Origin of the sequence: Streptomyces sp. NBC_01788 (assembly GCF_035917575.1) — a bacterium.
GTDB lineage: Bacteria > Actinomycetota > Actinomycetes > Streptomycetales > Streptomycetaceae > Streptomyces.
Genome location: NZ_CP109090.1, coordinates 261,453 through 280,865, shown reverse-complemented (window position 1 = coordinate 280,865; position 19,413 = coordinate 261,453). Strand labels below are relative to the sequence as shown.

The 19,413-nt window shown below is 70.0% G+C and carries 16 protein-coding genes and 1 pseudogene; 7 read left to right on the top strand and 10 right to left on the bottom strand.

All coding sequences use genetic code 11. The features are described from left to right. Nucleotides 1–45: 45 nt before the first annotated feature. Together OIE49_RS01385 and OIE49_RS01380 are read right to left on the bottom strand one after the other, a co-directional pair. The gene (locus OIE49_RS01385; RefSeq protein ID WP_326800676.1) at nt 46–1,653 is read right to left on the bottom strand and encodes a hypothetical protein; all 1,608 of its coding nucleotides are present in this window, start codon (nt 1,651–1,653) and stop codon (nt 46–48) included. A 13-nt stretch (nt 1,654–1,666) separates the two neighbouring features. Further along, nucleotides 1,667–3,103 carry an arsenate reductase/protein-tyrosine-phosphatase family protein gene (locus OIE49_RS01380; RefSeq protein WP_326800675.1) on the bottom strand — a complete coding sequence of 479 codons (1,437 nt, stop codon included), beginning with the start codon at nt 3,101–3,103 and terminating at the stop codon, nt 1,667–1,669. 471 nt (nt 3,104–3,574) lie between these two features. On the opposite strand from OIE49_RS01380, the gene tap reads away from it, so the two are divergent. From tap to OIE49_RS01365, 3 genes are all read left to right on the top strand, one after another. After that, complete coding sequence (gene tap / locus OIE49_RS01375) at nt 3,575–5,803, top strand: telomere-associated protein Tap (protein ID WP_326800674.1); 2,229 nt, start codon at nt 3,575–3,577, stop codon at nt 5,801–5,803. 9 nt (nt 5,804–5,812) lie between these two features. Further along, a complete protein-coding gene (tpg, locus tag OIE49_RS01370; RefSeq protein ID WP_326800673.1) occupies nt 5,813–6,370 on the top strand; it encodes a telomere-protecting terminal protein Tpg in 558 nt (185 codons plus the stop codon). A 175-nt stretch (nt 6,371–6,545) separates the two neighbouring features. Further along, nucleotides 6,546–7,088: an MOSC domain-containing protein gene (locus OIE49_RS01365; RefSeq protein ID WP_326800672.1), complete on the top strand. Its 543-nt coding sequence runs from the start codon at nt 6,546–6,548 to the stop codon at nt 7,086–7,088. Nucleotides 7,089–7,379: 291 nt separating this feature from the next. On the opposite strand, the gene OIE49_RS01360 is transcribed toward OIE49_RS01365, so the two are convergent. From OIE49_RS01360 to OIE49_RS01350, 3 genes are all read right to left on the bottom strand, one after another. Beyond that, entirely contained in the window at nt 7,380–8,342 is a 963-nt protein-coding gene (locus tag OIE49_RS01360) for an SDR family NAD(P)-dependent oxidoreductase (protein WP_326800671.1), read from the bottom strand. Nucleotides 8,343–8,672: 330 nt separating this feature from the next. Then, entirely contained in the window at nt 8,673–9,074 is a 402-nt protein-coding gene (locus OIE49_RS01355) for an ester cyclase (protein WP_326800670.1), read from the bottom strand. 186 nt (nt 9,075–9,260) lie between these two features. Beyond that, nucleotides 9,261–9,833, bottom strand: a complete 573-nt coding sequence (locus OIE49_RS01350) for a TetR/AcrR family transcriptional regulator (protein WP_100568646.1) — start codon at nt 9,831–9,833, stop codon at nt 9,261–9,263. 459 nt (nt 9,834–10,292) lie between these two features. On the opposite strand from OIE49_RS01350, the gene OIE49_RS01345 reads away from it, so the two are divergent. Both OIE49_RS01345 and OIE49_RS01340 read left to right on the top strand, forming a co-directional pair. After that, on the top strand, nt 10,293–10,604 hold the full coding sequence (locus OIE49_RS01345) for a hypothetical protein (RefSeq protein WP_326800669.1): 312 nt from the start codon (nt 10,293–10,295) through the stop codon (nt 10,602–10,604). 321 nt (nt 10,605–10,925) lie between these two features. Further along, nucleotides 10,926–11,627, top strand: coding sequence for a hypothetical protein (locus tag OIE49_RS01340; protein WP_326800668.1), 702 nt, complete (start codon nt 10,926–10,928; stop codon nt 11,625–11,627). 190 nt (nt 11,628–11,817) lie between these two features. Here the strand turns inward: OIE49_RS01340 and OIE49_RS01335 are convergent, their stop codons facing one another. From OIE49_RS01335 to OIE49_RS01320, 4 genes and pseudogenes are all read right to left on the bottom strand, one after another. Further along, nucleotides 11,818–12,297 carry an HIT family protein gene (locus OIE49_RS01335; RefSeq protein WP_326800667.1) on the bottom strand — a complete coding sequence of 160 codons (480 nt, stop codon included), beginning with the start codon at nt 12,295–12,297 and terminating at the stop codon, nt 11,818–11,820. A gap of 173 nt (nt 12,298–12,470) precedes the next feature. Continuing rightward, nucleotides 12,471–14,846: an acetyl-CoA acetyltransferase gene (locus OIE49_RS01330; protein ID WP_326800666.1), complete on the bottom strand. Its 2,376-nt coding sequence runs from the start codon at nt 14,844–14,846 to the stop codon at nt 12,471–12,473. A gap of 121 nt (nt 14,847–14,967) precedes the next feature. Beyond that, on the bottom strand, nt 14,968–16,233 hold the full coding sequence (locus OIE49_RS01325; protein ID WP_326806105.1) for a CaiB/BaiF CoA transferase family protein: 1,266 nt from the start codon (nt 16,231–16,233) through the stop codon (nt 14,968–14,970). A 111-nt stretch (nt 16,234–16,344) separates the two neighbouring features. Continuing rightward, a pseudogene (locus tag OIE49_RS01320) lies at nt 16,345–17,264 on the bottom strand (CoA transferase); the annotation flags it as partial. Here OIE49_RS01320 and OIE49_RS01315 point away from each other — a divergent pair. Both OIE49_RS01315 and OIE49_RS01310 read left to right on the top strand, forming a co-directional pair. Beyond that, complete coding sequence (locus OIE49_RS01315; protein WP_326806438.1) at nt 17,196–17,375, top strand: hypothetical protein; 180 nt, start codon at nt 17,196–17,198, stop codon at nt 17,373–17,375. The pseudogene OIE49_RS01320 and the gene OIE49_RS01315 sit on opposite strands and share 69 nt — an antisense overlap. A gap of 119 nt (nt 17,376–17,494) precedes the next feature. Then, a complete protein-coding gene (locus tag OIE49_RS01310) occupies nt 17,495–18,424 on the top strand; it encodes a LysR family transcriptional regulator (protein WP_326800665.1) in 930 nt (309 codons plus the stop codon). 109 nt (nt 18,425–18,533) lie between these two features. Here the strand turns inward: OIE49_RS01310 and OIE49_RS01305 are convergent, their stop codons facing one another. Continuing rightward, entirely contained in the window at nt 18,534–19,409 is an 876-nt protein-coding gene (locus OIE49_RS01305; RefSeq protein WP_326800664.1) for an NAD-dependent protein deacetylase, read from the bottom strand. Nucleotides 19,410–19,413: the final 4 nt, after the last annotated feature.

The following is a 19,413-nucleotide window of genomic DNA, read 5'->3' as shown; positions in this document are numbered from 1 at the left end:
GCAGGCGGGCCGTGGGCGGTCCGGACGAGGACGTCGCACGGGTCGTCATGGTGCCTCCCGCCCCGTACGGTGTGCCCGTGCCGGTCCCCCTGAAGCGGTGAGTTCGTGGACAGCGGCCTGCTCGGCCGATCCGAAGCAGATGGACCGCAGCGGCAGCGCGTCGGGCATCGGATGGCCCGTCATCAGCCTGAACTGCTCGCGGACCTCGACGGACAGGACCTGCCAGCCGTCGATGCCGACCAGCCCGCGAGCACGGGTGGCGCGCGCGAGCGCGGTCGGCGGATCGCGGTAGGCCATCTCCAACACCACCGCGTACCTGTCGGCCGCGGCAACCGGGAACGGCTCCCGCTCCACCAGGGGCGTGGCATGCACGAGCAGGTCGTACCCCGCCGGGGAGAACCGGGACAGCGGTATGTAGGGGAGCCCGAGCCGCGAGGAGGCTTCCAGACCGTGCGCGATCCCCCGGTTGACAAGGGTCACCCTGGCTCCGGCCTCGCGCAGGGCCCAGGCGACGGCTCGTCCGGCGCCGCCGCAACCGATGACGGCGGCCGTACGGCCGCTCGGGTCGACTCCACCCAGGGCAAGGGGGCGCAGGGCACCGACGGCATCGGTGGTGGCCGCCCGCCAGCGCCCCTGGTCGAGCCACAGCAGATTGGCCGAACCGCATCCGAGCGCATCCGGGTCGGCGACGTCGGCCACGTGGAGGGCGCTCTCCTTGTGCGGGGCAGTCACGGTCAGCCCGTGCAGGGGGATCCCGGCCAGCGACCCGAAGTCGAAGCCCCACTGCCAGAACCGGGAAAACCTGTCCACCTGGAAGGGCAGATACAGCGCGGGCAGCCGCAGTTCCCGCAACGCCGCGTTGTGCAGCCGGGGCGACAGCGACCCTCCCGGCGCACGCCCGGCGATGCCGAAAAGGCCGCTGAGCGGCGGCAACGCGGGCAGGCCGTAGTCGGCCAGGAGCCGGCCCACACTCGGCATGCCGTCCTCCCCCTGCGCACCGACCCGGCCGAAGACGACGGGCGCCCCCAGCCACGGCGCCAGCACCCGGGTCCACATGCCGACCGGACCGGACGCGAAGGCCGTCACGTCGGTACGCCCGAGCCCGGTGAGCAGCAGCGGCGCGGCAAACCCGTACTGTCCTTCGCCCGCAGGTGCGAGGAGGTACAGCGCCGCCGGCACGGCGGACATCGCGGCGAACCGCTCCCGGAGCCTTCCTGCTGCCTCCCGCAGCCCCGCTCGACAGCGCCCCTCGGCCCTCCCCGCATGCCCGGACGCGTGCCAGGAGACACGCCGCCGCCGGGCGGGGACGGCCGCCAGCAGTTCCTGCTGCACGTCGTCCATAGCCTCGAGGTCGACCAGTTCATAGTGGTCCGCCGCGCGCAGCAGCCGGGTGCGCCGTTCCACCGGGCCGGCAACCGAGCGGCCACCCTGTCGCGCAGAGCGCAGGCAGTAGGTCAGCTGCCCTCCGAAGTGCCGACGCAGCCGGGACGGATCGGGATCGCCGACCAGATCGGCCCGGACTTCCAGTTCGTCGGCGACTCCTGCGAGGCCGCGCAGCGAACCGGGGGTGAGGTCCTCCGGTTCGGCGGCCACTGCCACCAGCCGGGCCCGCCGCCCGGGGGCGGCACCGTATCCATTCGTCGCTCGCGCCACTGGCATCCCTGCCTCACCCCTGTCCCGGAGTGGTGCCGCAAGCGCTGGAGGACTCGGCGAGCTCGCACAGGCGGCCGCGCACGGAGCGCTGGATGTGCTCGGCGCACCGACGGTACGCCTCCGGAGACTGTCCCTCCGGATCCGGGATGTCATGGTTCGGATCCAGCCGGAGGGTACGCTCCTCGGCTTCGGGCGCCATGGCGATCACCCTGTCCCGATGGGCCCGGGTCATGCAGTAGATGACGGAGCTGACCCGGCACAGTTCAAGGGTGACCGAGCGAGCACGGTGACGGCGGGGATTTCCCCGGCCCGGCACCCGTCGCAGGCCGAGTTCGGCAAGCGCGGACCGGGCGGCAGGAGCCATCGCCCGCGCGGGCATCGGCGTCGCCAGTCCCGCGCTGGAGAACCGGAAGGCGTGTGCGATCCCCGCCTCCGCGGCTTCGGCCCATGCGATGACCTCCGCCATGGGCGAGCGGCACGTGTTCCCACCGCAGACGAACAGCACTCGGTACGCCGCGCCGGTGCCGCGGGTGCGCCACCAGAGGACGGCCGACGGGCAGGACAGGGCCGCGGCGGCGCCGACCCCGAACACCAGCGCGATCAGCTGGCTGCTCCCGGGAGGCGGGAGCCCGGCCAGCCATGCGAGCGAGAAGGAGGCGACCAGGCCGGACATCAAGCTGGCGAACGCCCAGGCCGGCACACCCCAGGTGTATTCGCGCCGGTCGAGGTAGATCATCGAAGCGAAGACGAACAGCACCTCGTAGGCCACTCCTATCCCCGCTGCCCCCAACGCGGCCGGAGTACCCAGGAACGTGGTGAAACCCGCGCCCAGTTGCGGTTGCCCGGCCAGCGCTCCCGCGCCCAGGAGCACGGCCAGCCAGACCGGTGCCGCGACATGCTCCTCCACGAAGAATCGCCGGTCCGTCGCGACAATCCCGTTCTTGGCGACGCGACCCATGATTTTGAACCGGCCCAGGTAGCCGACGAGGTAAATGAGGACACTCAGAACAGCGGTCGGCGTGAGGTGATAACTGTTCACATCACCGAGAGCCACCGAAACCGCTACCACGCTGAGGAACAGTGCCAACCAGGAATGTTTCATGACCGGACGATTGCCCGCTCTGTCGATCAAGGGGGAGAGAATGAGAACTCCGCCCCGCATCATCAACAGCATGAAGAGGATCGAGACGCCGGCAAAGGTGTAATTCATCGTGGTGGCGCCGATGATGAGCGAGGTGAAGAAGCCGGCAGCCAGCGTCTCCCGCCCCGCCGTCGGAATCCGGCGCCCGCCGATCCCGCTCCGGCGCATGTGTCGCCACCGACCCGACACGCCCAGGAAGACCATCATCGCGGCGATCTGCCCGAGGACGGATGCGGGCAGCATCTCGTAGCCACTGATCGGCTGGGGCGACAGCGGAGTCACGCCACTGGCCAGTGCCTTCACCAGCATGGCGTAGGGAATATACGATACGAAGTATCCGAAGGTTAGCCAGCCCATGTGAGTCCCATTGCTGGTCGAACGTCAAGTTGCTAACGCCGCACGTTCGGGATTGGCACGTCTGGTCTGAAATCCGACCCGAATGAATCTGCGTGCTGTTCAGGATTTTTGAGCGTGTCGGCATTCACCGAGAGATGTTGTGCACATCAATGGCTCACGAAAAGCGCGCAGGCAATCGCGTTGACTTTTCTCAAAATCGTACCGCCCACGGCTGCCTGCGGCCAGCGCAGGGGCGAGTGCGCAGGTGCGTGGGGGAGCACTCCATGGCGGGCGCCGCAGCGCCGCAGGGCGAACACCGCAGACCTGGTGACCGGGGGATACGGGCAGCGACGGGGACGGGACTTACCTCCGTACGCGTTCCGTACGGCGAAAGTGCGCAATGCGTACGGTTATTGGGTTAGGATGTCGGGCAGGAGGTGTTTCATGTCCGAGTTGTTCGACGCGGTCGACGCCTTGGTCGCGTCCCGTTCCCCGCTGCCGCCGCCGGAGGAGCGCAAGCGGCTGCGCCAGGCACACGGCCTGACACTGGACGAAGTGGCCGCCGCGCTGAAGGTGCGCCGGGCCACGGTGTCCGGCTGGGAGTCCAGCAAGACTCGGACCGAGCCGCGGGGCCCGGAACGTGAGGCGTACGCACGGCTGTTGAAGCAGCTCGCGGAGCTCTACCCGACGGCTTCTGCGGCTGAGGAGGCGTCCGCCCCGGCGCCGGAAGCGCGACCACTGTCCGCAGCCCCGCCCTCCGAGACCGCGGGCATGACCCGCTCCGAGAACACTCAGACTCCCGCCCCCGCCCCCGCCCCCGCCCCCGCTGCTCCGCAGGCCGCGCCGAGCCCGGCGCGCACCGCCGGGCCGTCGTCGACGTCGCGCCGTCCGGCCGCGAAGAAGGCCGCCCCCGCCGGCACCCCGGTGGGCGGCACCGATGCGAGGTTCGAGAACGGGCCGCTCGCCGTCGTCGACGTCGAAGACGGGCAGGTGCTGGCGTACTGCGTCGGCGGCCTGGTCCTGGACGTGCCCGCCAAGAGCATCCCGGCCCTGGTGGAGTGGACGCTCAAGGAGGCGCGGCTCGGTCAGCCGAAGCTGTCCGGGCCGGGCAAGGACGCCGACCCGCTGATCGTGCTCACCGAGGCGGCGCTGAAGCGCTACGGCCTGCCGGTCACCCTCACCGATGAGGAGCGGCTCGCCGGGCGGATCCCGGAGGGACACAAGGTCGTCAAGCAGCTGGTCCGCGCGGAGTGGAAGCTGACGAAGCGTGGGTTCGGGCCGTGGGCGAGGATCTACCGCCCGGCGCAGGGATCGGAGCGGGCCTGCGTGCAGCTGTGCATCCCGTCGTGGCATGCGCTCGACTCCCGTCACTGGGGCGGGGCCGCGCAGCTGGGGCCGGCGGACCTGGCCCGGGTCCTGGGTGTGTACGCGTCCCGGGTGATGACGCCGCGCGGCTCCACCGCCGTGACCGGCCTGGAGTTGATGACCGCGCTGCACCCGCCGACTCACGCCGTCCGTGACGAGGGCACCGGCGGCTTCAGGAAGTCGGAGACCAAGACGCCGGGCTCGCTGGGCGAGCAGCCGGTCGACCCGGCGCCGTGCGAGGCCCCCGACGGGCACCCGCTGCTCAAAAACCTGCCGCGCTTCCACGTCCGCGGTCCCGGCGAGAAGCTGTTCGAGGAGGCCTTCGACTGGGCGCGCCCACTCACCGACGCCGAATGCATGCACCGCAACCTGGTCGGCATCGACGTCAATATGGCCTTCGCAGCCGGAGCCAACGGCCTGGCCGTCGGCCTGGGCGAGCCGACGCACGTGAAGGCGCCGGCGTTCGATCCGAAGCTTCCGGGTAGCTGGCTGGTCGACCTGTCCCATGTCGACCTGTCCCGGGTGAGGGTCGGCAAGGACACGTGGGCGGACCTGGACGCGAGCCTGTTGCCGAGCCCGTTCACGCCGAGGGGCGAGCGGCCCGAGGGCCCGGCCTGGTACGCGACTCCGACAGTGGCGTACGCGGTGGAGCTCGGCTACGACGTCACGCCGATCGAGGCGTGGGTGCGCTACGACAACGGCCGCTACCTGGATGCCTGGTACAACCGGCTGCGTGACGCCTTCCTCGCCACGATGGCCGACCTCGGTGTGCACGCGGACATGGCCCCGGCCGACTTCCTCACGGCGATGGACGGCTGGCGCGGCCGCGATCCGCAGCTGGGGATCGTCGTGGACGCGGTCAAGGCGACCGTCAAGGGCGGCCTGGGCAAGCTGCGCGAGCGGCCCCGGGGTGAGGGCTGGCGGCCCGGTGAGCCGTGGCGGGCGCTGTCCCGGCCCACCTGGCGGCCGGACGTCCGCGCGGGGGTCATCTCCCGCACCCGGATCAACTTCCATCGGAAGATCGTCAAGCATGCGGTGTTCACCGGGCAGTACCCGGTCGCGGTCCTGTCCGACTGTGTCGTGTACGCGGTGGACGGCACGGGCCCGCTGGACTTCCTGCCCTACCGGGAGGGCAAGCCGCTGCCCGGCGGCTTCAAGCTCGGCATCAACCCCGGCCTGGTCAAGCACGAGGGCACCCAGACCGTCCTGTGGGGCGAAGAGGTCCGCGAGCGGTTCAACGCCCCGGAACTCAACCTTGCCCGGTACATCAGGGACGGCACCGTCACCGACGTCGACAACGGAGAGTAGGAGTAGGCGATGACCCTGTTCGGGGACGGCCTGGACACCGCGGTGCAGAAAGCCTTCACCCGCCCGGCACCCAAGAGCGCGCCCGCGCAGATGCGGTACCTGGTCAGGCAGCTCAAGACCACCAAGGCCGTCGCCCAGATGTTGCGGATCTCCCAGCGCACCGTCGAGCGGTACGTGAAGGACCAGATCAAGAAGCCCCGCGCCGACCTCGCCGCAAGCCTGGAGCACGAGGTGAAGAAGCGCTGGCAGCCGCAGATCAGGGCCAAGGCCCGGCAGAAGGCGGCGACCACGGGCGGCATCGTCATCGACACCCGTGCCCGCCTCGGCTACACCGCGCCGATCGGGTCGACGGACCAGGACCGCATCCGGCACCTGACCGTCGCCCTGCCGCCCCGCTACGCCGCCCGCCTCTTCGACGCCCAGGAGGCCGGCGCCACCGACCAGCAGCTCAGGGAGATCGCCGCCGAAGCGCTCAAGGAGGTGTACTTCCAGGACAACGGCCGCCGCGCCGGCCAGCTGGAGGAGGTCCGCTTCACGGACATCGAGCACCTCGAGTTCGACCTGTAACAGTCGCGCCATGGGGGCGAATGCTCATGCAGGTGTGGCGGGACGGGGAGCGATTGTGTGGGCTGGGCCGGAGGACTTACGGCCTGCCCCGCGATTGATCGCAGAAATCCTGTGCGCTGAGGGCCGCGGGCTAGGCTCGTGGTGAATCATCGCTACCGAACAGGGGGTCCGTGGGATGAGCGGGACGGTCACAGCGGTCAGCAGCAACAGCGAGTACTCGTTCACCAAGCCCAACCGGGCCAGCATCATGTTGCTTGCCGGGCTCGGGGTGGAGGGGGACGTGCACGCCGGCGTCACGGTCAAACACCGCTCGCGTGTCGCGCAGGATCCCACCCAGCCGAACCTGCGCCAAGTCCACCTCATTCACGAGGAGCTCTTCACCGAAGTCGGCGAAGAGGGATTCAAGGTGGCGCCCGGCGAACTCGGCGAGAACATCACCACGAGCGGCATCGACTTGCTCGGCCTGCCCGTCGGGACACTGCTGCGCATCGGCGACGAGGCGATCGTGGAGGTCACCGGCCTGCGTAATCCCTGCCTGCAGATCGACAAATTCCAGGACGGCTTGCTGAAGCAGGTCGTCGGCCGCGACGAGGCCGGGAACATCGTGCGTAAGGCCGGGATCATGAGCGTCGTCCGGGCGGGCGGCGTGGTGCGTCCCGGCGACACGATCACAGTGGGGCTACCGGACGAGCCGCATCAGCCCCTTGACCGGGTCTGACCTCCTTGTTGAGCAGGTCGTGACGTATCGATGGCCGCGGATCTCGGCCCCGCCCAGGAGGCCGGAGGACGTCGACAGGGGCGACCACTGCTGCGACACACCGGCCGTTGCGAGAACTACGTTGAGATCCACTGAGTCATCGCCGGCCTGGTCTCCGACCGCACCGCCTTACGGGCCTGCCGCCGCCGGCCGAGCATCGAGTTGGTACACGTCCGCGCGGCGGTCTGCCGAATCACCCGCGAGCCGAACTGCCACGCCGGCACGACCCAACCTCGATCGCGGGTCAGCCCGTCAGAGGCCGAGTTCGGAGGTGATGTTCTTCCACAGGTGTTCGGCGGCGTTCTGGTCGATGGCCCAGGCGGCCACTCCGGTCTTGCCGGGGGCCGGGGCGGGCTGCGGTTCGGCTTCCTGGCAGTCCTCGAAGTAGCGGCCTGTGAGGCCCTCGGTGAGCGGGGAGGCCGCCAGGAGTGCTGAGGTGGCGGCTCCCTGCTGGGGAGTTTTCCAGCCCGGGGGTACCTGCAGCTTGTTGCCCTGCTCGTCGGTGGCGCCGACGAAGCGCAACTGGTCGGCGCTGAGATGGCGCTGGAGGTTGGTCATGATGCCGCCGGGGTGCAGGGCGTTGGCGGTGATGCCGTCGGTCGCCCACTTGCCGGCCAGGGCCACAGTGAACAGGATCGCTGCCGACTTCGACTGGCCGTAAGCCGTCCACGGCTGGTAGGGACGACGGGTGAAGTGGATGTCTTCGAAGTCGACCGGTGCCATCAGGTGCGCGGAGGAAGCGACGGTGACGACGCGGGCACCACCGGCCGCGCGCAGCGCGTCGTGGAGGCTGAGCGTGAGCAGCGCGTGGCCCAGTACGTTTACCGCGTACTGCTTCTCCCATCCCTGCGTGGTGCGCGTCAGTTCGGGCAGGGCCATGATGCCGGCGTTGTTGACCAGGATGTGCAGCGGGCCGTTCCAGTCGCCGGCGAACGCGTGGACACTGTTCAAGTCGTCCAGGTCGAGGTGGGCGACGTACACGTTGCCGCTGCCGGTGTCCTGGCGAATGCGATCGGCGGCGTGCGCGCCGGCCTTGGTGTCCCGCACGGCGAGGGTGACCTCGGCGCCCGTACCGGCCAGGGCCAGGGCGGTTTCCAGGCCGATGCCCGACGAACCGCCAGTGACGACCGCGCGCCGGCCACTCAGGTCGACGCCCGCGAGGACCTCCAGGGCTGTGGACGTGGCTCCGTAGGGGATGAGGGTGGTTTCAGACACGAGAAGGGCTCCTGATGCTGGTCCGTTGAGAGTCCCGCAGGACGTGCGGGGTGAATGCGCGGAAGGCGGCCTTCCAGCCGGCGGGGTGCAACGGTGGTGGCCGGTGCGGACGCCCATGGTGTGGGGGCAAGGTGTCGTTGCCCTGAGCTGCGCCGGGGGTTGCGGGTTCTGCGAAGGTGTGCGGGGTTGCGCCGGGGGCCGAAAGTTCCGCGGCGGTCTCGGCGAAGCTGTTGCCGATGGGTCAGGCGACCTCGGTGGTCGGCCGTGGGAGTCGGCTGTGATCGGCATCGTCAACCAGGGTGCCGAGGGCTCCCGGGAATCGCCTGGCCGTCATGCCGCACCGCCGAGCTGATGCAGGAAGTGCGGGACGCCGACCTCGCCCCAGTGCTCGGCGATCTTGCCGTCCCGGACGACGTCGACGGTGGTGCCGGTGAGCCTGCCGCTGCGTCCTGCGGAAGGCACCCCGAAGAACTCGCCGGTCTGGCGGGCGGTGAGCGCCCACCGAGTGGCGACCTTGTCGCCCTCGGCGACCTGGTCAAGGACCTCGACGTGGACGTCGGTGAAGGCCGCGAAAAGGGCCTGTTCCGCCTCGAGCCAGCTCTGGCGGGTGAACTCGAACCCGGACGAGGGGTGGATGGTCAGGTCTGCGGCGATGTACTGGTCCCAGGTGCTCTCCAGGTCGCCCTTCTCGTAGTCCGTCCAGAAGTTCCTGACGACGGTCTTGGGCTCCACGGTGTATCTCCTTGGCTCCGATTTGAATCCAACCAGTTGTTTGCAATGTAGCGCGCCTCTCTCATTAAAACAACCGGATGGTTGCTTTGGGGCGGTCGTGTGCTGCCTCTCAGGTCGGCGGTGCCGCGTCCGTGGCCGTACGAGGCGGTGCGCGGCTCTTGCGGCAGTGGTTCCCGGGCAGGTGTCTCAGTCTGTGGCGGCCGGAAGTTGCTCGGCCATGGCGGCGGTCGCGGCGACGACGGCAGCGCGGTGTCGCCGCCGTCTGGTGGTCTCGTCTGCCTGCCGCGGATTGCGAATGGCGGGAGGCGTTGCCAGCCATGCCTGTGCTGCGGACAGTGCGATCATCAAAGCGTCCATCGCGGCTTCGAGGTCCGCGCCGTAGGCGTCGGCGATGGCCTGGGCCTTGGAAAGGTGGGCCTCCAGTTCCCCGGGGGAGGCTTCGGGACGTTCAAGCGTCTTCCACTGTGTGAGCCGGATCAGGTCGGGGTCCGCGATGAAGGCGTCGAAGAGCGCGCCCGCATACGCCGGCAGGTCGCCCGGGGTGAATGGCGCCACATCGGCCAGGATCTTCAGGCGTGCGTCGAGCACCGCGTCGAAGAGGTCGTCCTTGGAGCCGAAGTAGGCGTAGATTGCCTGCTTGTTGGCCGGAGCTGCCTTGGCGATCCGTTCGACACGGGCACCGGCGAGCCCATGAGTGACGAACTCGCCGTGTGCGGCTTCGAGTAGGCGCGCACGCGTTGCGGAGGAGTCGTAAGCCATGGTGAGAGGATAAATCCAGCCGTCTGGTTTACGACCTCCCCGTTCCGTTCGACGATCATGCGGCCGCGCGGCAGCATGACATACCGCAAGGATCACGCGGCCCCGCGAGACGCTCACCGAGAGCCAGGACGAGCGGCTGCTGCAGGTCCGGCTCGCCTGTCCGGGCATCATCCGGGCCTGCGAACTCGGCCGCGCCTCTGCCGACCTGGTCCGCCCCGTGGCCAGCGGTTCGCCAGACCTGCTCGTTCTACTTCCCCGTGTAGGAGGGCGTTGCGCGCCTGGCTGCAACCCCTCACACCCACTGCGGCAGGAAGATCAGCCAGGGCACGCAACAGCGGTCACGCAACGGGTGGTTCAGCCAGGAGTACGACACGCTCGGCTTCACCATCGAAGCCGAGCACCGGATGGCCGCAATCGCAGACCGAGTTGGCCGCGGCCGAGTTGGAATGGCAGGAGTGGGTGATCGCCCGCAGACGGGTCGATACGGTGCTGGCTCCGGAGGGCAACGGCACCGCCGAGGCAGAGGCCGTTTCGGATCCGCCGGATGCGGATGTGCGGTCGGCGCCCCGGGATGCGGCGAAGCCGAAGTCGCAGGTTCCGGTGTGGCGTGAAGGGGCGGCCTGGTCGCGCGGCTGGCTGGCCGAGCCGACGCCGGGGCAGTTCACCCTCGCGACGTCATGTCCGTCGGATACCGGCGCACCCGATCGGGATGATCGGCCGCATTGCCGGACGCGTGCGCGAGGCAATCACGCGATGGTGCAGCCGAGTTGAACTGGCCGGGCTCGGACGCATACAACAACGACACCAGGACCTCACGGCATTGCTCGGTTCGATTCGCATCCCCGCGCCACCGAGAGGCCCTGCCTTCATGCGCGTGCCGCCGGAAGATCACCCCGGCGGGAAACCTTTTCGACCCGCACGTTCCATGAACGGTTGGGGGACGGCGGCATCTCAAACCGGCGACCCTGTCGGGCGGGCCGAGGGAAGCAGCCGGATCGCTCAGCATTCACGACGAAACTGATCGATCGGAGAGACGGTGATCAAGTAGGCTCTCCGCCTGTATTGGATCATGTCCATGACCTTGGGGGCCCTGTGGGAAAGATCTCGACCGTTGTCACGGCCACGGCAGCCTGCCTGACGCTCGGAGCCACAGTGACCGGCTGTTCGGGCGGCGCCGCAACGGACGAGCGCTCCGCCCAGCAGTTGCTCGACGACGCGTACAAGACCATGAAGTCGCTCACGTCGGTGACCATCGACGGGGAAACCACCGTCACCGACGGGGAACATTCCACCACCCTTTTGACGACCGACCTCAAGAGCACCTGCACATTCAAGTCGTCCTGGGAATCAGGCGCCGCGCTCGAACAGATCCGGATCGGAGAGACGGACTACGTCCGGCCGAACCGCGCCTACCTCGATCAGCGGTCGGGGCAGAAAACGCAGAGTGCGGCGGAGCAGGACCGCTGGATCAAGACGTCGTCCAGTGAGTCGGTGCCTGGTGACGGGCTTTCCGACTGCACCTGGTCGTTCGACGCGTTCGGCAAGGCGAAGAAGAGCGAACCGACCGAGGTCGACGGCCGCCCGGCCATCGCGCTGGTAGTGACCGACGTGAAGGACAAGAGCGGCACCTACACGTTCCACGTCGCCACAGAGGGCAAGCCCTACCTGCTCAAGGTCGAGTACAAGGGCAGCGACTTCCACACCACAACCACCTTCAGCGCCTTCGAGGAGCCCCTGAAAGTGGATCCGCCGTACGATGACGAGCTGTTGGACCTGAGCGGCATCGGCGGCTGAGTAGGTCCCCGAGCCGTGCCCGGATCCGGTCGGGCCGCGGTGTCCTCTGCCTGCCGAGCAGCCCCAGGCGGGCCTTCCGCGTCCTCGAGCTGCCGAGAGGCCCTGCCTTCATGCGCGTGCCGCCGGAAGATCACCTCGGGAGGGAAACCTGTTCGACCCGCATGTTCCATAAACGGTTGAGATACGGTTCTCAGGCCATCGAACGCAACCAGTCCAGCTCGCGGCCGATCGCTTCCCGCAGCACATCGTGCCGCGGGCCCAGCCTGAACTGCCCCTCACTCCACCGCTCACGCGGATACAGCCACACCGGCTTGCTCACCAGCTCGGCCGACTCCCAGTCGAACCGCGGCCAGACATGGGCGTGCAAGAACGGGTCCGTGTTGCCAAGGATCTCCAGGTTGACCCGGCGGAAAGCGGGGTCCAGCCGTCGGCAGGCCCGCTCAACCGCTTCCCCGAGTCGGTCCATGTCGGACAGAAATCCCAGCCGCTTGGACCTCGGCAGGTCAGACAGCCGTTGAACACCCGACTGATCGGCGAGGAGAACTGAGTACCCGGGCAGGAACTGAACGTCACCGATCACCGCGAAGCCTGACTCGAGCCGCCGCAGCACAGTCGGATTCTCACCCCGCAGTGCGGCCCCGATCCGGTCCACCCGCCAGTCTCCAGTCATGGCCGGAGCCTACCCACAGGTGATCAAGACCTGCTCCTCGTTCCCCACGCCCTCCCTGTTCACTTCAAGAACCAACCAAGCGAGGCGAGGAGCGGCCCCGGCCGTTTTCAAAAATCGCCAGGTCAGGGCAGCTGCCCTCAGGCCTGCCATGTCGGCTTGACGAGGCGCGTGGGTCAGCGGTTCTTCCACTGCGCGGGACGCTTCTGGGCGAAAGCGGTGAGGCCTTCGATCATGTCCTCGCTGAGCATGAGGTCGTCGACGGCGTCGGTCGGGTGGCTGACAGCGTCGACGGTGTCGGAGATGCCCTGGGTCTCTTCCATGACCTGCAGGGAGATACGGACCGAGGTGGGCGATGCGGCGAGAATGTCCGCGGCCAGGGCGCGTGCGCCGTCGAGGGCGGTTCCGGCGGGGACGACACGGTTGACGAGGCCGTGATGCAGGGCCTCGTCGGCGCTGAGCCGGCGGCCGGTGAGGATCATCTCGTTGGCGAGCTTCTGCGGGACCGCACGGGGCAGCCGGATCAGGCCGCCGGCACCGGCGATGAGACCGACCTTGACCTCGCTGAGGGCGAACTGCGCGCTCTGGTCGGCGACGACCAGGTGGCAGGCCAGCGCGATCTCGCAGCCGCCTCCCATGGCGAAGCCGTTGACCGCGGCGATCACCGGCTTGGGCAGGGAACGGCGGCTGGTCAGGCCGGCGAAACCGTTGTCAGGGACCCACATCGGCTTGCCGCCGGCCGACCACAGCAGGTCGTTGCCCGCGGAGAACGCCTTGTCGCCCGCGCCGGTGAGAATGGCCACCCACAGATCGGCGTCGGAGAAGAAGGCGTCGAAGACCTCGTCGAGTTCGTCGTTGGCCGGCGGTGTCAGCGAGTTGCGCTGCTCGGGCCGGTTGATGGTGACCTCGAGGACGTGTCCGTCGCGGCGGACGAGGATGTTCTCGTAGTCGTCGCGGAAGCCGGGCACCCGGACCGGGTGCAGTTCCGCCATGCGGGCCTCGCTGGTGGTCACGCGGTTGCCGCGGGGTGTCCACTTCGCGAAGGCGCGCCGCCCGACCGGTTCGCCGTCGGCGAGGAGAGCCAGGATGTCGTCGTCGCCCTCGGTGGTCGTCGCGAGGAATCGGCTCCCGTCGGCCTCGAGCCGACCGACGACGATCCCGGTGCGGCGGCCCGTCCGGTCGTGCTTGACGGTGCAGGTCTCGATCGTGGCCCAGCCGTGGGCCTTGTGGCTCTGCGGGGGAGCGGGCCAGGAGTCGATCTGCGCCTGCAGAGCGGCGCTGCCGTCGGCCTGCCACGGGGCCGGCGTCGTGGAGTACACGCCCACCGAATACTTGCTGAGCATGCCGCCGTTGGCGCCGACGAAGCCGAACGTGCCGGGCTTGGCGCGGGCGTGCTGGACGGTCTCGGCGATGGCATGCATCGAGTAGTTGTTGCCGGCGCCCCCGAGGAAGGGCAGGCCGCCGGTGAGCGTCAGGCCGCGCGGATCGTCCGCCGACAGACCGAGACCGTCGACGGCGGTGTTCGACACGGCGATGGGGAAGCAGCTGTAGAAGTCGAACGTCGCCACCTCGTCCACGTCGATGCCCGCCACCTCCAACGCGTGGCGCGCGGCCATCACCGACGCTGGTGCGCTGCTGAGGTCGGCACGCTCCAGCAGGTTGCGCTCGCGCAGGTCGGCGTGCCCGTGCAGGAACACCCACTTGTCCTGCGGCACACCCAGCCGCCGCGCGGCGCCCAGGGACATGAGCAGGACCGCGGCGCCCTGGTTGACCTGGTCGCGGGCGACGACGTACCGCGGGTAGGGGGCGGCGATCGGCCGGTTGGTGTCCGTCGGTGTGACCAGCTCGGCCGCATCCCGCTCCACGGGTGCGGCCGCGTACGGATTCTCGGCGGCGACGCTGGTGAACGGCGCGAACATCTCACCCATCGAGCGGGCGTACGCCTCGCGGGACAGGCCGAGCCGGGCGCGCCGCGCGTTCTCGAACAGGCCGTACATCTCCGGGGCGCCGACCAGTCCGTGCTCGGCCGCGTACCGGGAGACCAGACCCTTGAGCCCGTAGCCGCGGTCCTCCAGGCGGCCGTCGGTGTGCTCGGCGAAGTCGGGCCTTTCGTCGGCGCCGGCCAGGTGACGAGTGGTGGAGATGGCCTCCGAACCGAACAGCAGCACCACCTCGGCTCCGCCACCGGCGATGGTGGCGGCGAATTCGTTCACCAGGTGCTGGGGAGACTGCCCGCCGCCGACCTCGAGCACGGCCCGCCGAGGGTGGGCGCCGATACGGCCGGCCACCGACCGCGGATAGTTGTCCGACCTGCCGAGCGGGGCCGGCGCGCCCGGGGTGGAGATCTCGAACTGGCGCACCCCGGCGACGGTGTCCACGGCCGCAGCGACGGCGTCGACGTCGGTACCGGTGTCGGAGAGCGCCTCGCGGGCGGCGGCCGCGGCCAGTTCGACGGCGGACAGGCCGAGGTAGCCGGGCTGGTCGATGCGTTCGGAGGACTGGCCCACGCCGACGAGGACGGGGGTGCGGGGGTCAAGATCGGTGGTGCTCACCGTATGCTCCATTGGTCGTGCGAAAAGGTGGTCGGGTGGCTGCGACTGCGCAGGCCGCAGCGTGGCCCCGCCGCGGTGGCTGTCCAAGGATCACTGTGGCGGGGCCGGTCGGACGGTGCCCTCAGCGCGCTGCCGCGGCAGCGGTGGTGGGCAGCTGCAGGACGCCGGCGGCAGCGAGCGCGTCGATCTCGGCCGGCTGCAGGCCCAGCACCCGCCCGGCGACGTCGAGGGTGTGCTCGAACCGCAGGGGCCCGGGCCGCAGGACCGGGTCCGGGACAGCGGTGAAATGGGCGTGCCGGGCCTCGGCCCACAGCGGCTCCTCGATCTGCGGCTGCGGCTGGACGGCCAGGAAGCCGCGGGCCCGCAGGTGCGGATCGTCCGGCAGGTCCACCACCCGCAACATCGCGCCCGCCGCGACCCCGGCCTCCTGCAGCACGGTCATCGCCTCCCGCGGCGGGTGCTGCGCCGTCCAGACGCTGACCAGGTCGTCGACCGCCGCTCGGTGGGCCACCCGGCCGGGCGCGGTCGCGAAGCGCGGATCGGCGGCCAGTTCCGGGCGGCCCAGGGCGCCGGTTAGCCGGGCCCAGTCGGCGTCGCCGCGTACGTCTATCACCATCCACTCGTCGTCGCCGGCACACGGGTAGAGGCCGCGGGGAGCGTCACCCTCGCCGACGTTGCCCACGCACGCCACCGCACCAGGGGATACGGATTCGCCTGCCAGGGCGGGAGCCATCTGGTTCAGGATGCTGTCGGCCTGACTGGACTCGATGTGCGCGCCGGTCCCGGTGCGCCGGCGGCGGGCCAGGGCCGCGAGCACGGCGAGGGCCTGCACCCGGGCGGCGACGTGGTCGGGGTAGATCGTGGAGGCGTCGCTCCAGCTGTCCGGCCGGTCGGGGTAGGCCCACAAGCCGGTCAGCCCGGCGCTGGCCCGCACCAGCGGCCCGTAGCCCATGCGGCGGCTCCAGGGTCCGCGGGGGCCGAAGGCGCTGGACTCGGCGGTGACGATCCCGGGGTTGATCGCGGCCAATTCGGCGTGCGAGAAGCCGAGCGAGTCCAGCGTGCCCGGCTTGAAGTTGGACAGCACGACGTCGGAGACGGCGACCAGCCGCCGGAACAGCTCCTTGCCCTGGGGGGAGCGCAGGTCCAGGCCCAGGCTCAGCTTCCCGCGGTGGCCGTAGGCGAAGGACGCCGAGATCGGCCCGGGAACGAAGGACTGCCGGGAGCCGTCGGGGAAGGCGGCGGACTCGACCTTGATGACCTCCGCGCCCAGGTCGGCGAGCAGCCGGCCGGTCTCGGCCCCCACCACGATGACCCCCAGGTCCAGCACGCGCAGGCCGTCGAGTGGCCGTCTGCTTTCGCCGGACCGAGCGCCGAAGCCGCCCTCCACAGCCACGGGCGCGGGAGTGGCGGGTGCGGCAGGCCCGGTCAGCAGCGCGTCGTCGGCACCCGGCGGCGGGGCCAGGCGCCGCAGCGCGGCCCGCACCCCGTCGACGGTCACGAAGCCGTTGGGCAGCCGCACCGAACCGGCGCCCTCGACCGGAACGTCGACCAGCGCACCGGTCTGCGTGAAGTGCTCGGCGGTCAGCACCTCGGCGGGGGACAGCAGCCCGGCGATCGGGAATCCGAACTCGGACCCGGCGGCCATCAGTTCGTCGCGGGTGCGGGTGGCAAAGCGTTCGGCGATGCAGGGGTAGATACGGCCGGCCGCGGCGAAGCGCTTTCCGAGCTGCTCCAGCGCGGGGTCGGCGAACTCGTCGGGCTCGCCCAGCCACGCGCGCATGCCTCGCCACTGGCGGGGCGCCAGCAGGCAGATCCGCACATGTCCGTCCGCGCAGGCGAAGATCGGGTAGAAGTGGCGCGCGTCCGGGCGGTCCCGCGGGCCGTCCTTCGCCGGAACACCACCGGTGGCGCTGCCGCCAATGCCGTAGCCCGGGTCGAGGACGCTCGCTGTCGCCTCGAGCACCGAGAGTGGTACCAGCCGACCAGAGCTGCCCAGGCCGCCTGCACCGCGGCCGACTGGGTGGCCGGCTCTCCGGGCGGCAGCACCGGCGGAATGCCGGGCAGGCCCGACCTGGACAGCACACCGCCGAGCGCCAACTGCACCCATTCCGAGCCGTTCCAGTCCCGGTACGGCCCGTCCTGACCGAACGCGGACAGCGACACCACGACCAGCCGGGAACTGGCCTGCCGGAGCACCTTCTCGCTCAGCCCCAGCGCGGCAAGGTCGCCGGGACGGCCGTCCTCGATGAGGATCCCGGCGGTGGCGACCAGACCGAGAAACCGCTGCCGGTCCACCTCATCCGCCAACTCGAGGCGAACGCTGCGCTTGTTGGCATCAAAGGCGATCCTGTGCAGGTCGGTTCCGGACCCCTCGCCGACCTGGTCCACACGGATCACGTCGGCACCCAGGTCGGCCAGCAGACGGGCGGCGAGACGGCCCGCTCCCGTGCTGAGATCCACGACACGAAGATCACCGAGCAGGTCAGGGCCGTCGGTGGGGAAATGGCTGGGCATACACAACACTCCTGAGCGAAGGCGGTCTCCGGTGCGACCACCGTCCGGCAGCGCGCAGGACGCTGACCAGCGTTTCTTTCACAAGATCACGTTGCGTGCCGCGCAACGTTCCTGGTTGACCCGCATGAGCGGACATGACAGGCTCCGCAATCGTGGAAGTCCGGCATCTGAAAGCCTTCGTCGCGGTAGCCGAGGAACTGCACTTCGCCCGGGCAGCAGCCCGGCTCCAGCTGTCGCCGTCCCCGGTCAGCCGGACCGTGCTCGAACTGGAACGCGAACTCGGCGTGGAGCTCTTCGTCCGCAGCCACCACCAGGTGCGGCTCACCGAAGCCGGCACGGCACTGCTGCCGACCGCCCGCCAGCTCCTCGGTTCATGGGCCGCCTTCACCGCCCACGGCCGGGCACTCGCCCGGGACTCCGGCGCGCCCCGCATCCGCCTGGGATCACCCAGCCTGGCCCCCTCGACCGTCGCCGACCAGGTCGCCGCCCTGCTTGCCGAGCTCCAGCCGGACATCCCCGTGGCCATCGAGTTCGAGGCATCGGTGGATCTCCTCGCAGCACTGCGTGCCCGAGAGCTCGACCTGACCGTGGCGCACCTGCCCGTGGAGGAACCGGACCTGCAGGTGATGCCACTGGCGCGCTACGAGTTCGGCGCCGTGGTCCCTGCCGACGACGAACTCGCACAGCGCACCGACATCACCGTGGACGACTTGGCGGCCCGGCGGGTACCCATGGTCACCTCCGCCGTCCAGCCGGCGACGCTGGAGCGGATGACCCGATGGCTGACCGGAGCCGGGGCCGTGGTCGAGCAGCTGCCCGACCCTGACCTCGTACGCCTCGCTCAACTGGTTCACCACGGTCACGGCGTGACACTGATCGGGACGACCGGCGTGGCCGCCCAGATCTTCGCCCAGCCCGGCCTGACCGTGGTGCCCATGCGTGACACCGGGCCAGGCGTCGAACTCGGGCTCGTGTGGCGGGCGGACTCCGGCCCGTCCGCGCTCGTCCAGGAACTCACCTGCCGGCTGGCCGAGCTCATCGACAAGGGGCCGATGTACGTCTGACCACCGGCACGAGGCAAAGACGGGGCTTCCCGCATGCGGACGAATGCCCGGTCCTGACGCATGCGAAATGGCGGACGCAGGAATTCGGTCAAGGCGGCCACGGCGTGGATCACAGGTCGTCGACGGGGATGTCCAGTCGATCGGCGACCGTGGTGAGGGCCGCTCCCAGGGGGAGCGCGATGCGGGTGAGGGCGTGCCGGTCGCCCCGGGTCGGGTCCCGGTTGACGATCAGTACCGGCTTCCCGGCCTGGGCCGCCTGGCGGACGAACCTGAGCCCGGACATGACCGTCAGTGAGGAGCCCAGGACCAGCAGTGAGGCCGCTTCACGGACCAGCTCGCGGCAGTGCTCGACCCGCCGCGGCGGAACCGCTTCGCCGAAGAACACCACGTCCGGTTTGAGGATGCCGCCGCAGATCGTGCAGGGCACCACGCGGAAATCCCCGACCTGTTCGTCGGTGAGGTCGGCGTCACCGTCCGGGTTGATGCCGGCGGCCACCGGCTCGAAGCCCACGTTGGCGTCCTCCAGCCGCCGGGCGAGTTCGCGGCGCGGGCTGAAGGCGCCGCAGGAAAGGCAGACAACCCGGTCCAGGCTTCCGTGGAGTTCCACGACGTCCCCGCTGCCGGCGGCCTGGTGCAGGCCGTCGACGTTCTGGGTGATCACGCCCGAGAGCAGGCCATGCCGCCCGAACGCGGCCACGGCCCGGTGCCCGGCGTTGGGACGGGCGCGGCCGAAGGTGCGCCATCCAAGGTGGCTGCGCGCCCAGTAACGGCGCCGGGCCTGGGCGCCGGCGGTGAAATCCTGGTAGGTCATCGGGGTGTGCCGGCTCAGGCTGCCGCCCTCGCCCCGGTAGTCGGGGATGCCTGACTCCGTGGAGAGGCCCGCCCCGCTGAGTATCATCAGGGCATCGACGACCGGTTCCGGATCCGTGGTGCCGGGCGGTAGGTCCTCGGCAGGGGTCCAAGTCATCGTGGGGCGCATGCGCATACCC

What these genes read in the sequence shown, in the direction of transcription:
- OIE49_RS01380 (WP_326800675.1), bottom strand. Translation starts at nt 3,103, where the DNA reads ATGCTGGTGAAGGCACTGGCCAGTGGCGTGACTCCGCTGTCGCCCCAG.
- tap (WP_326800674.1), top strand. Translation starts at nt 3,575, where the DNA reads ATGTCCGAGTTGTTCGACGCGGTCGACGCCTTGGTCGCGTCCCGTTCC.
- tpg (WP_326800673.1), top strand. Translation starts at nt 5,813, where the DNA reads ATGACCCTGTTCGGGGACGGCCTGGACACCGCGGTGCAGAAAGCCTTC.
- OIE49_RS01365 (WP_326800672.1), top strand. Translation starts at nt 6,546, where the DNA reads ATGAGCGGGACGGTCACAGCGGTCAGCAGCAACAGCGAGTACTCGTTC.
- OIE49_RS01350 (WP_100568646.1), bottom strand. Translation starts at nt 9,833, where the DNA reads ATGGCTTACGACTCCTCCGCAACGCGTGCGCGCCTACTCGAAGCCGCA.
- OIE49_RS01335 (WP_326800667.1), bottom strand. Translation starts at nt 12,297, where the DNA reads ATGACTGGAGACTGGCGGGTGGACCGGATCGGGGCCGCACTGCGGGGT.
- OIE49_RS01310 (WP_326800665.1), top strand. Translation starts at nt 17,495, where the DNA reads ATGACAGGCTCCGCAATCGTGGAAGTCCGGCATCTGAAAGCCTTCGTC.
- OIE49_RS01305 (WP_326800664.1), bottom strand. Translation starts at nt 19,409, where the DNA reads ATGCGCATGCGCCCCACGATGACTTGGACCCCTGCCGAGGACCTACCG.